Raw genomic sequence first — 12,566 nt, forward strand, 5'->3', positions numbered from 1 at the left:
GTGAGGCCGACCCGGCCGGTCAGACCAGCGTCGTGACGTCCAGTTCGCCGTCCGCGTGCCGCCTGCGGATCACCTTCTTGTCGAACTTCCCGACGCTCGTCTTCGGTACCGCCTCGACGAGCGTCCACCGCTCCGGGAGCTGCCATTTGGCGACGCCCGCCTCGGCGAGGAAGTCCCTGAGGCCGTCGAAGCCGACCGTGGCACCCTCCTTGAGGACGACCGTGGCCAGCGGGCGTTCGCCCCACTTCTCGTCGGGTACGGCGACCACGGCGGCCTCGGCCACCTCGGGGTGGGCCATGAGCGCGTTCTCCAGCTCCACGCTGGAGATCCACTCGCCGCCGGACTTGATGACGTCCTTGGCCCGGTCGGTGAGGGTGAGGAATCCGTCGGGGCTGATCACGCCGACGTCCCCGGTCTTCAGCCAGCCGTCCGCACTGAACTTGTCCTCGGGGCGCAGGAGTTCTCCGTCCGACCCGCCGAAGTAGGCGCCCGCGATCCAGGGGCCGCGTACCTCCAGTTCGCCCGCCGACTCGTTGTCCCACGGCAGGTGTTCCCCACCGGGACCGACCAACCGCCCCTCCACCCCGGCCGGGAAGCGGCCCTGGGTGACGCGGTAGGGCCACTCCTCCTCGGGGCTCAGCCCGGCGGGCGGGTTGGCCATGGTGCCGAGCGGCGAGGTCTCCGTCATGCCCCAGGCGTGGCAGAGGCGGACGCCCAGCTTGTCGTACGCCTCCATCAGCGAGGGCGGGCAGGCGGCGCCGCCGATGGTGACGCGGGTCATCGAGGTGAGATCGCGCGGCCTGGCGGTGACCTCCGCGAGCAGGCCCTGCCAGATCGTGGGGACGGCCGCCGCGTGGGTCGGGCGTTCCTTCTCGATCATCTCGGCGAGGGGGACGGGCTGGAGGAAACGGTCCGGCATCAACATGTTCACACCGGACATGAAGGCCGCATGGGGCAAACCCCAGGAAAGTACATGAAATTGAGGAACCACAGCCAGGGTGGTGTCGGCGTCCGTCAACCCCATCGACTCGGTCGCGTTGACCTGCATCGAGTGCAGGTAGATCGAACGGTGCGAGTAGACGACCCCCTTGGGGTCCCCCGTGGTGCCGGAGGTGTAACACATGGCGGCGGCCGAGCGTTCGTCGATCTCGGGCCAGTCGAAGGTGGCCGGGCGCCCCGCGATGAGCTCCTCGTAGTCGTGCACGCGCTGCGTCGCCCCGTCGAGCAGGGACAGGTCGCCGGGCCCGGCGACGACCACGTGCTCCACGGACGGCATCCGGGGCAGCAGCGGCGCGAGGAGCGGCAGCACCGAGCCGTTGACGATCACGACCTTGTCGTCTGCGTGGTCGACGATCCAGACGAGCTGCTCGGCGGGGAGTCTCAGGTTGAGGGTGTGCAGGACGGCGCCCATGGCCGGAATCGCCAGGTAGGCCTCGATGTGGAAGGAGTTATTCCACATGAGCGTGGCAACCCGCTGGTCGCCGTCGATGCCCAGTTCGTCGCGGAGGGCGTTGGCGAGCCGGATCGCGCGGGCGCCGATCTCCGCGAAACTGCGGCGGTGCGGCTCGGGTTCGCCGGTCCAGGTCGTGACCTGCGACTTCCCGTGAATCGTCATCCCATGGGTCAGGATGCGGGTGACCGTCAGCGGTACGTCCTGCATGGTGCTCAGCACGGCGTCCTCCCGGAGGCGCTACGCGGCAGTAGGGTTCCGCTGATTCTGCGCACATACCGCGCGGTATGTCACTACTCCGGGCCCTTCCAATCGGTACGCGTACGGCCGGTTCGCGACGCGGGGACCGGCGTGCGGGGCTCAGTGCGGGGGTCGGCGCGCGGGGTGGGCCCGCGGGCTCACCGTGCGGGGCCGGCCCGGGGGAGTCACCGTGCGGGAGTCAGCTCCGGGTCCTCGCGGAGCTTGCGGAGCGCGCGGGAGACGGCGCTCTTCACCGTGCCGACGGACACCCCGAGCACTTCGGCGGTCTGGGCCTCGCTGAGGTCCTCGTAGTACCGCAGGACGACCATGGCCCGCTGCCGGTCGGGCAGCTTGAGCACGGCACGCCACATCGCGTCGTGGAGCGACTGGTGTTCGGCGGGGTCGGGGGCCGGGGCGGTCTCCGGCTCGGGCAGGTCGTCGCAGGCGTACTCGTCGACCTTGCGCTTGCGCCACTGCGAGGTCCGGGTGTTCACCAGGGCCCGGCGGACGTATCCGTCCAGCGCCCCGTGGTCCTCGATCCGCTCCCAGGCCGCGTAGGTCTTGGCCAGCGCGGTCTGGAGCAGGTCCTCGGCGTCGCTCGGATTCGCCGTGAGCGAGCGGGCAGTGCGCAGCAGGACGGGCCCGCGCGCCCGGACGTACGAGGAGAACGACGGGTAGGGCGGGGTGTGTCCGGCGGCGGCAGCGGGGTGCCTGAGGGCGCCCGCGCAGACTGGCGTGGTCATCTCTCCAACCTAGGAGCGAAGGCCGGGCGACGGATCGGCCCCAGGTCCCGAAGGCTCGTCCCCCTCAGGTTGTAGGCGCCGGGAGGCGTCCACCTCCTGGGGGTGGAGGGCGCGCGGACCGGCTTCGGGGTCGCACGCGCCCCGCGCCCCCGGCGGCACGGACGCGCCCCGGACGCCGGTTCCACGCCCCCGGCCGGCACGCGGCCCCGCACGGACAGCAACAGCCCGCACCGACGGGAACGGCCCGCGCGACGCACCGGAGTGCTGTCGCGCGGGCCGGACGCGGACCCGTCGGGGTCGGCGGGTGGTCCCCCGCGGGCGGCGCGGGACCTCGCTCAGCCGAGCCGCAGGCTCTCCGGCGGGCCGAGGTAGACCGGGCGCAGGCCGCCGGTGTCGACCACCAGCTTCTGGACCACCACGGTCGGGTCGATCATCCAGAACTTCAGCACGTGCTCTCCCGGCCGGGTGATGACGTGCGCGGTGGCGGTGCGGTTGACGTTGTCGGAGGTGGCGCGCGCCCACTGGACGTTCATGGTGCCGTCGTCCCCGCCGGTGACCGCCGTGACGTTGACCGTGGTCGGGACGTCGTCGTCGAAGGAGACCGCGTACTTCAGACCGTCGCCCGAGAGCGGGTTGTTCCTCGGCGAGAGGTACGCCCAGACCGTGACCGGTCCGGTGGTGAAGAGGCTCAGCGTGTATTCGAGCCGGGGCCCCCGGCCCGCCGACTGCCGGGCCGCCGTCACCGGGAAGGGCTCCATGCCGCCCGCCGTACGGCCGACGTCGGGCAGGCGGCGCCAGCCGACCGATCCGCTGCCGACCGCGCGGCTGTAGTGCTCGGCCTCCATCGACACGTACCCGCCGGCCTCCACGAACCCCTTGAGGCCCGACTTCGGGACCTGGGGCCGGTCGACGACGGCCGTCACGACGACGCTCGACCCGCCGGGGCCGCTCACCGTCACGGGAATCCGGGTGACGCCCTGCGGCGCGCGCTTCCAGTCGACCCGCAGGGTGACCCGGGTCTGGGTGGTGACCCGCCCGCGCGGCCGGTCCACCACCAGCCAGGACTTGCCCGTCGTGATCCGGTAGTCGAACGGCGCCTGCCCCCGGTTGAACACGTCGAGGTAGGGGTCGGGGCCGTTGCCGTACGGCGAGAACACCGGCAGCACCGCCTCGCCCGTGCCGCCGCCCGGCCACCAGTCCTCGCTGCCCTCGACGGCCACGCCCATCTCGGCGGCCCGGGGCAGCTCGATGCGCTTCACCGCCGGGTAGATCTCGTCGGTCAGCGCCACGTTGTTCAACTCGGGCTGCTGCCACGGGGCGTTGGGGCCGTAGCGGTCGACGTCTCCGTACCCGATGTGCGGCTGGGTCTGGAAGCCTTCCCACTTGCCTTCCGCCACCTGGGTGTTGAACTTCTTCGCCAGGGCGAAGTCGTCCGCGAGGCGGGCCTCGGCGGTCGCGGCCAGCTCGTTGGTCAGGGCCCGGCCCTGGTCCGCGTAGAGCAGGTTGGTGAACTGCGCCTCGCGCAGCTCGTAGACGTTGGCGGTGGCCTCGACCTCGTACCCGACGAGCTCGAACCAGGCGTCCTGCGAGGAGGCGGGCAGGCGCTTGCCCACCTCGCGGGCCTTCGCCGCGAGGGCCCGCCAGCGGTCGGTGACCCACTCCAGTTCGCGGTGGTCCACCAGGCTGAACGGGGTCGCCCGGTCGTCGTAGACGATCGCCGAAGCGTCGGTCGCCGGGTTCTTGGCGGGGTCGAGAGTGATGCGCCGGTTCAGCAGCTCCGGCTTGCGGATCTGCTGGAGGTGCGCGTACTCGGAGAGGACCTGGGCGATCTGCTCGGCCTGCTTCTCGCCGAAGTGCTGGCGGGCGTAGGCGAGTTCCCACTCCGGAAGGTTGTCGAGATCCCAGCGGGCGGGGCTCCAGGCGTACTCCATGAAGAACTGCGTGGAGAGTTCGTTGCCCTTGAGGTCACCGACGTTGGTGACCCACAGGTTCCGGTTGCCGTAGGTGTACGACTGATTGAGCTGGTCCCACATGTTCGGCAGCGAAGTGGTGTCCACCCACTTGTAGTTGCGACCGACGCCCACGTAGTCGAAGTGGTAATAGAGGCCGTAGCCGCCGGGGCGGTCGTCGGTGGCGAGCTGGGGCAGCTTGCGGATGTTGCCCCAGTTGTCGTCGGTGAGCACCACGGTCACGTCGTCGGGGACGCGCAGCCCCCGGTCCCAGTAGCGCTGCACCTCCTTGTAGAGGGTCCACACCTGCGGGACGGACTTCTCGTCGCCGGTGATGTCGGCGATGATGGCGCGCTGGCTCGCGATGATCTCGCTCATCAGCTCGATCGCGTCGCCGTCGGGCAGGCTGGTGTCGCCGTTGCCGCGCATGCCGAGGGTGACCACGCCCTCGAAGTCCTGCTCCTTCATGCGGCGGATCCCGTCGGCCCAGTACGCCTTCAGCGCCTCGGAGTTGCGCCGGAAGGACCACTCGCCGGTACCGCCGTAGGGGTCGTGGCCGGGGGTGGTGATGTTGCCCGCGCTGTCGCGCACGGCGGCCACCGCGTGCCGGTTCCACTCCTCGATGCCGCGCATCATGGGGGCCTCGTGCGAGGTGCCCATGACGATCCCGTACGCCGTCGCGGTGGCGTGGTTCAGCGGGTCGTCCTCGGCGAAGGCCCGGCCCCAGACCGCCGGCCAGAGGTAGTTGGCCTTGAGGCGGAGCAGCACCTCGAAGATCCGGGCCCAGAAGTCGGCATTGAGCCCGCCCTCGTAGCCGGGCGCCTTGCCGGGGCCGAAGAACTTGGGCGCCCAGGTGCCGAGCGAGGGGTTCTCGTCGTTGATGAAGATGCCGCGGTACTTCACCGAGGGGGTGCCCTGGGTGTGGCGGCCGGGGCGGACGTGGATCTGGTCGCGGTGGACCGGCACCACGTCGTCCCACCAGTACCAGGGGGAGACCCCGATGCCGCGGGAGACGTCGTACGCGCCGAAGATCGTGCCGCGCTGGTCGCTGCCGGCGATCACGAACGCCCGGTCCACGCCGGGCAACGGCCGCTCGACGACCGTCTGCAGGGACGTCTCCCACTTGCCCGCGATCCCGCTCACGTCGAGCTTGCCCGCGTCCACGAGCGCGTCGATCAACGGGCTGCGCCCGATGGTGCCGACGATCGCGATCTCGCGCTGACCGGCCCCCGCCTTCCGTACGACGGCCGGGCGCACCCCGGTGACCCGTTCGATGTCGGACTGCAGGTCGCCGACGGCCCGGATGACACCCGCCCAGTCCGCGCCGCTGACCACGAGGGGGACCGCGCGGCCCGACTTCACCAGGGTGAACCCACCGGACACCGGGGAGAACGAGAGGTACGCGCCGACGTCGGTGGCGCCGCCCCGCACCCCGCCCGCACCCCGCGTCCCACCGGCACCCGCACCCGCACCGCCGAGGGGCGCCGCCAAGGCGGGCGCCGCACCGCCGAGCGAGAGAAGCGGGGACGCCAGGGCGCTCAGACCGAGGCCGAGGGCGAGTACGGACCTGCGGCTGGCGCGGCCCGGAGCGGGCACGTCGGAGGAACCGGAGAGACGGGGGCCCTCCTGCGAGTCCGGAATCTGCGGGCCCGGAATCTGTGATTCCACGAATGACCTCCGATAAAAGTTTCGAGAAAAGAGTCGCCACCCCGGACAGGAGGGAGAGTTCGCAGGTCAGAGCCTTGAACAGCGCGAACCTGGGCGCCGAGCACCAGGATTCCGCCGCTCACCGATCCCTCCCTTATCGAGCCAAGGCGCCCGAACACGAGGAATTCCGACATCGAGCCGCCCGAGAGTCCCAGGCCGGATCGAAACATTTCGAATATGTCCCCGCAATTTTCTGGAAACCTAAAGCCCGCCTTTTCCCGTGGTCAATCCCCTTGCACCAACCGATTCCGCAAAGGGCGGCACGGGAGCAGCCCGAACCACCAGGCACGGGAGCGGCCCGAACCACCGGGGACGGGGGCGCGGGGCGATCCCGAGCGCCCGGGAGGCTGAGGCGAGGGGTGCCCAGGGTCACCCTCAATCCCGTTGCCTTCTTCGAACGCTTGTACGAACATGACTCCATGGCCCCCACCGACCGGCAGATCGCCACCCTGGCCCTGGCCCACGCGCTGAACGCCGCGGAGCGGGGGCTCCCCGTCATCCCGCTCACCGCCGCCCGGCTCCCCGCGCTGCCCTCCCCGCACCGGGGCAGCACCCCGCGCACCGCCTGCACCGGCCGCTGCGGGCGCCCCGGCCACGGGGTGCACGACGCGACCACCGACCCGGCGGCCGTCCGCGCGCTCTTCGCGGCTGCCCCGCGGGCCGCCGGATACGGCATCGCCTGCGGACAGGGCCCGCACCGCCTGATCGGCATCGACCTGGACGGGGACGACGACCTCGGCCCGGCCCCCCGTACGAACACGGGCGCGGGCCGGGGTACGGGCGCGGGTACGGGTACGGGTACGGGCGCACCGTCGGACGGGGCGCTGCGCCAGCTCGCCCTCCAGCACCTGTTCACCGTCCCGCCGACCCTCACCGTGCTCACCCCGGGCGGCGGCCGGCACCTCTGGCTGACCGTGCCTCCGGAGGTCGCCGTGCCCAGTTCGGCCAGCCGCCTCGCCCCCGGCGTCGACGTCCGGGGCACCGGCGGCTACCTCATCGGCCCGGGGTCGGTCACCCCGCACGGCACCTACCGCCTCGCCCCCGGCACCGCACACCTCGCCCCGGCCCCCTGCCCGCGCACCCTGCTGCGCCTGCTGGCCCCCACGGCCCGCCGGGCCCGCGGAACCGGAGGCGGGACCGGGGCCGGAGGCGGGACCGGGGCCGGAGGCGGGACCGGGGCCGGAGGCGGGACCGGGGCCCGTGCGCCGCGCACCCCCGAAGACGGCGAAGGGCTGGTCCACTTCGTGCTCGCCGCCCGCTCCGGACAGCGCAACACCCGGCTGTTCTGGGCCGCCTGCCGGGCGTACGAACACGGCTTCGGCGACGCCCTCGCCCCCGCCCTCGCCGAGGCGGCCGTACGCGCCGGGCTCCCCGCCCACGAGGCCCGCGCCACCCTCGCCTCCGCCGCCCGGCTGACGGCCGACCGCTCCGAGGCCGCCTGAGCCCGCCCGCCGGGACCGCCCGCCGGGACCGCCTGCTGGGACCGCGCTGGGACCTCCCGCCGGGACCGCCCGCCGGGACCGCCCGCCGGGACCGACGGGGCCCGGCCCCGGGCCGAGGGGCCTCGCCGACCGGGGAGAGTAGGGTTCTCTCCGGTCTCCGCAGCCCGCAGGACCGGTGGACGCGACGTGTCACGTACGCCCGTGTCACGTACACCCCGCCACGCCCCGCAGAGATCGGCCTCCCATGTCCGCCGCAGCACCCACCGCCCGGGAGCACGGCGACGCCGAGGCGGCCGACCGCCCTCCGCGCCGGATCCCCACCGGCTCCGGCCGGTACGCGCTCCTCGCCGTCAGTCTCTTCCTCTGCGTACGGGCGCTCGGCCTCGCCGCTCTGGCCGCACGCGCCGCCTCGACGGGCAAGAGCCCGCGCGTGCTGCTGTCGGAGCGTTGGGACTCCCTCTGGTACGCCCGGGTCGCCGAACACGGCTACGCCTTCACCCTGAACGCGCCGGACGGCCGGTCCCTGTCGAGCACGGCCTTCTTCCCGCTGCTCCCCTGGCTTGAGCGGTCCACCCGCGCGACGACCGGCTTGAGCCTGCCCGCCGCCGGACTGCTGGTCGCCACCCTCGCCTCGGCCCTGGCGGCCTGGGGGATCTTCCTCGTGGTGCGTCACTCCTACGGTGACCGGGCCGGGGTCGTCTGCGTGGTGCTGTGGGCGGCCGTGCCCGTCGGCATCGTCCAGTCGATGGCGTACAGCGAAGCCCTCTTCACCGCCCTCGCCGCCTGGGGGCTCCTGTGCGTACTGCGCGAGAGATGGGTGGGCGCGGGCGTGCTCGCCGGCCTCGCGGGCCTGACCCGCCCGGTCGGACTCGCCGTCACGGCCGCCCTGTTCCTCGCCGTGTGGCTCCACCACCGGAGCACGACCGGCACCGCCCGGACCCGGCTGCGAGCCGTCCTCGGCTGCCTGATCGCACCGGCGGGCGCCGCCGCGTACATCCTCTGGGTGGGCGCCCGGCGCGGACACCTGCTGGGCTACCTCGACGTACAGGACGAGTGGGGCAACGGCTTCGACGGCGGCTGGGCGTTCGCCCGCTTCCTGACCGGCGGCTCCGCCGCCCTCGCCGTACTCGCCCTCGCCGCCCTGCTGCTCCTGGCGTACTGGCCCCACCACATCGGCGCGCGGCAGCTCCAACCCCCGCCGCTGATCGCCTACTCGGCACTCGTCACCCTGCTCGCCGTCGGTGCCTCGGGCTACTTCGGCTCCAAACCCCGTCTGCTGCTCCCCGCGTTCCCTCTCCTGATCCCCCTCGCCGTCGTCCTCACGAGGCGCCGGCCCGCCCTCACCTGGACCGTCCTCACCGCCCTGACCACCGGCTCGGCCGTGTACGGCGCGTACTGGCTCACGGGGTCGGGGCCGCCCTAGGCGGGGTGCGTACGGCACCGGCCGCCGCTCCCCGCTCCCCCTGCCCGCCGTCGCCGTGCTTCGGGCATCCGCACGCCCAGCGGCCCGTGTCACCGGCAGGAGCACCGGACGGGTGCACCGGCGGATGAGCCCCACACCGATGGAGCTCACACGCAAGACGCGTGCCGCGCAGTTCCATGTGGGCTTCGAGAAGCCTCAGAGCCATCTCGTGACGCGTCTGGAAGGCCAGGTGGTACGGGGTCAATCCCCCTCGCGAGGGCTTCGCCGGGTCCGCGCCGTAGGCCAGCAGCACGGCCGTGCAGGCGGCTTCCAGCGGATCACCGGTCTGGGCCGCCCCGTCCGACTCGCCGTCGATGGCCCGGAGCAGCGGGGTCCAGCCGTTGTGGCCGTCGTACTGATCCGGGTCGTGGCCGGCGTGCAGGAGCCGGGTCAGCTCCGCCAAGTCGTCCTGCTCCACGGCGAGGTGGACGGGCGACATCTCGTACGGGTCCGCGTCGTCGGTCATGGCACGATCCAAGCAGGCCGGGCCGGTACCCGTCGCGTGCGAGCCGGAAGGACCGGAAGGCCGGGACGGACCGGAAGGCCGGGACGGACCGCGGGGACAGCGGTCACCGGCCGACACGGGTGGTCATGGCGAAGGCCCCCGACCGATGTACCCGGTCGGGGGCCTTCAACCTGCGCGGTGGGTGTGGGATTTGAACCCACGGTGACTCGCGCCACGACGGTTTTCAAGACCGTTCCCTTAGGCCGCTCGGGCAACCCACCCCGGTCCCCGGGCGACGGGGTCGCCGCCGGGGAACGGCCTACAGCCTAGCCGGTCAGCTGTCGCCCTTGCGCTCGCCCAGGGTGAGTTCGACGGTGGACTCCTTGCCGTCGCGCTCGTACGTCAGCGTGACCCGGTCGCCCGGCTTGTGGGTCCAGATCTCACCGATGAGGGTCGGGCCGCTGTCGACGGGGGTGTCGTTGAACTTGGTGATGACGTCGCCGGCCTTCAGGCCCGCCTTGGCGGCGGGGCCGCCCTCGGCGACGGCGGAGGTGCTGCCGGAGCCCTGGTCCGAGATGACCGCGCCGTCGCCGTTCTCCGACATGGTGACCGTCGCGCCGATGACCGGGTAGACGGGCTGGCCGGTCTTGATGAGCTGCTCGGCGACGTTCTTCGCCTGGTTGATCGGGATGGCGAAGCCGAGGCCGATGGAGCCGGCCTGGGTCTGGCCGGACGAGCTGCCGGTCGACTGGATGGCGGAGTTGATGCCGATGACCGCGCCGCTGGCGTCGAGCAGCGGGCCGCCGGAGTTGCCCGGGTTGATCGAGGCGTCGGTCTGCAGGGCGCTCATGTAGGAGCTGCTGCTGGAAGCGGAACCGTCGCTGGAGGCTACCGGGCGGTTCTTCGCGCTGATGATGCCGGTGGTGACCGTGTTCGACAGGCCGAAGGGAGCGCCGATCGCGATGGTCGAGTCGCCGACCGCCACGTTGTCGGAGTTGCCGAGGGCCAGCGGGTTCAGGCCGGACGGGGCGTTCTTCAGTTTGATGACGGCGACGTCGTAGCCCTCGGCGCGGCCGACCACCTCGGCCTCGTACTTCTTGCCGTTGGAGAAGGTCGCGGTCAGCTGGCCGTTCTCCGCCGCGGAGGCCACCACGTGGTTGTTGGTGAGGATGTGGCCTTCCTTGTCGTACACGAAGCCGGTGCCCGTGCCGCCCTCGCCGTCGCCGTTCTGGGCGTCGATCGTGACCACGCTGGGAAGGGACTTGGCGGCCACGCCCGCCACCGTGCCGTCGGCGCGCTTGAGCGCCTTGGGGGTGTCGGCGGCGCTGATCGTCGTCGAACCGGAGGAGCCGCCGTCGTTGCTGTCGGCGGCCCAGAAGCCGAGTGCGCCGCCGATGCCGCCGGCGACGAGCGCCGTCGCGGCGACCAGGGCGACGAGCCCGCCCGCCCGGCGCTTGCCGGACCCCTTGGGCGCCTGCCCGGCGGCGGCGCCCCACACCTCGCCGCCATGACCGCCGTCGCCGCCACCGGCGTACGCCGGGACGGCCGGCGGGGCCGGGGGCGGCCACGAACCGGCGGGCGCGGCGGTGTGCGGCGCGGGGTACGCCGGGGCGGCCTGCGGCGCCGGGTAGGCGGGCGGAGGCGTGTGCGGCGCCGGGGTGTGCGGCGGGAGGGGCTGCGTCGCGTCGGCCGCCGGGGCGTGCGCGGGTGCCTGCGGCTGCTCCGGAGCCGGGGCGTGCGCCGGCTCGACGACCGGCTGCGCCGCGGTCGGCTGCTCCGGAGCCGGAGCGGGCTCGGCCGGGGCGGCCGGTGCGGGAGTGGTGCCGTACGGTCCGGCGGGCTCGGCCGACGGGGAGGTGTCGTCGGCCCGGCCGTCCGCGTACGGCGGTTCCTGGGACTGCGCGGCGGGCTCGGACGGGCCCTGCGGCGCCGGAGCCGTGTCTTCCTGATGCGCCGTCGCCGGTGCCTCGGGCGCCGGGGGTGCCTCCCGGCGGGGGTCCTCAGGAGCGGCGGCCGGCACGGGAGGTACTGACGGAGCGGGCGGTACGGCGGGGACCGCGGCGCCCTCGTGGCCCTCGTTCTCGGTGCTCACAGCTCTTTACTCCTCGGTTCCACTCGGCGTTCGGCAAGAGATCCGCTCTGCAGTGTCTGGGCCCAAGCTTTGCCCAGAACACGTCAGGCCACTGTAAACAGGACCTGTGCATCCGCACGCCAATCTTTACATCAGACAAAACGACGCTCCCGGCACAAGGAACGCACGGCCGTCGCGTCGCGGTGACACCATGACGCGGTGACCGAAGCGCACCAGTCCTCCAGCCCGTCTCCCATCCAGGTCGTGGCCCATCGAGGGGCCTCCGACGACGCCCCCGAACACACCCTGGCCGCGTACCGGAAAGCCATCGAGGACGGCGCGGACGCGCTGGAGTGCGACGTCCGGCTCACCGCCGACGGACAGCTCGTCTGCGTGCACGACCGAAGGGTCAACCGCACCTCCAACGGGCGGGGCGCGGTCTCCGCACTCGAACTCTCCGAGCTCGCCGCGCTCGACTTCGGCTCCTGGAAGGACCGCGAGGAGTCCCCCGACTGGGACCCGGTACCCGGCGAGCTCACCTCCGTACTCACCCTGGAACGCCTGCTGGAGCTGGTCACCGAGGTACGGGCGGCGGGCCGGCCGGTCCAGCTCGCCATCGAGACCAAGCACCCCACCCGGTGGGCCGGACAGGTCGAGGAGCGGCTGCTGCGCCTGCTCAAGGAGTTCGGCCTCGACGCCCCGCCGGCCGAAGGCCCCTCGCCGGTCCGCGTCATGAGCTTCTCCGCCCGCTCCCTGCACCGGGTCCGCACCGCGGCCCCCACCCTGCCCACCGTCTACCTGATGCAGTTCCTCACCCCCCGCCTGCGGGACGGACGGCTGCCCGTCGGCACGCGGATCGCCGGGCCGGGGATGCGGATCGTACGCAACCATCCCGACTACGTCCGCCGGCTGCACCGCGCCGGGCACCAGGTGCACGTCTGGACCGTGAACGAGCCGGAGGACGTGGCCCTCTGCGCCGAACTGGGGGTCGAGGCGATCATCACCAACCGGCCGAAACGGGTGCTTTCCCAGCTCGGACGCCCGTAGGGCGGGTCGC

General features: G+C 72.7%; 8 protein-coding genes and 1 tRNA gene. 3 read left to right on the forward strand and 6 right to left on the reverse strand.

Annotation, left to right across the window (positions count from 1 at the left end):
• Window positions 1–19: 19 nt before the first annotated feature.
• From ACFWEE_RS00620 to ACFWEE_RS00630, 3 genes are all read right to left on the reverse strand, one after another.
• Window positions 20–1,672 (reverse strand): long-chain fatty acid--CoA ligase, encoded by a 1,653-nt coding sequence (locus ACFWEE_RS00620; RefSeq protein WP_386885134.1) that lies wholly within the window; start codon window positions 1,670–1,672, stop codon window positions 20–22.
• A 203-nt stretch (window positions 1,673–1,875) separates the two neighbouring features.
• A complete protein-coding gene (locus ACFWEE_RS00625) occupies window positions 1,876–2,433 on the reverse strand; it encodes a SigE family RNA polymerase sigma factor (protein WP_386885136.1) in 558 nt (185 codons plus the stop codon).
• Between the two features lie 335 nt (window positions 2,434–2,768).
• Complete coding sequence (locus ACFWEE_RS00630; RefSeq protein WP_386885411.1) at window positions 2,769–5,924, reverse strand: glycosyl hydrolase 115 family protein; 3,156 nt, start codon at window positions 5,922–5,924, stop codon at window positions 2,769–2,771.
• 584 nt (window positions 5,925–6,508) lie between these two features.
• Between ACFWEE_RS00630 and ACFWEE_RS00635 the strand changes: the two genes are divergently transcribed.
• Window positions 6,509–7,531 carry a bifunctional DNA primase/polymerase gene (locus ACFWEE_RS00635; RefSeq protein ID WP_386885138.1) on the forward strand — a complete coding sequence of 341 codons (1,023 nt, stop codon included), beginning with the start codon at window positions 6,509–6,511 and terminating at the stop codon, window positions 7,529–7,531.
• Window positions 7,532–7,775: 244 nt separating this feature from the next.
• Window positions 7,776–8,954: a glycosyltransferase family 39 protein gene (locus tag ACFWEE_RS00640; RefSeq protein ID WP_386885140.1), complete on the forward strand. Its 1,179-nt coding sequence runs from the start codon at window positions 7,776–7,778 to the stop codon at window positions 8,952–8,954.
• On the opposite strand, the gene ACFWEE_RS00645 is transcribed toward ACFWEE_RS00640, so the two are convergent.
• From ACFWEE_RS00645 to ACFWEE_RS00655, 3 genes are all read right to left on the reverse strand, one after another.
• Entirely contained in the window at window positions 8,932–9,459 is a 528-nt protein-coding gene (locus tag ACFWEE_RS00645) for an ankyrin repeat domain-containing protein (RefSeq protein ID WP_386885142.1), read from the reverse strand. The genes ACFWEE_RS00640 and ACFWEE_RS00645 overlap by 23 nt on opposite strands.
• 175 nt (window positions 9,460–9,634) lie before the next feature.
• Window positions 9,635–9,719 (reverse strand) — tRNA-Ser (locus ACFWEE_RS00650).
• 53 nt (window positions 9,720–9,772) lie between these two features.
• Window positions 9,773–11,530 (reverse strand): S1C family serine protease, encoded by a 1,758-nt coding sequence (locus ACFWEE_RS00655; protein WP_386885143.1) that lies wholly within the window; start codon window positions 11,528–11,530, stop codon window positions 9,773–9,775.
• Window positions 11,531–11,728: 198 nt separating this feature from the next.
• Between ACFWEE_RS00655 and ACFWEE_RS00660 the strand changes: the two genes are divergently transcribed.
• Window positions 11,729–12,556: a glycerophosphodiester phosphodiesterase gene (locus tag ACFWEE_RS00660; protein WP_386885145.1), complete on the forward strand. Its 828-nt coding sequence runs from the start codon at window positions 11,729–11,731 to the stop codon at window positions 12,554–12,556.
• Window positions 12,557–12,566 lie beyond the last annotated feature (10 nt).

It is taken from the genome of Streptomyces sp. NPDC060184 (assembly GCF_042728795.1).
GTDB lineage: Bacteria > Actinomycetota > Actinomycetes > Streptomycetales > Streptomycetaceae > Streptomyces.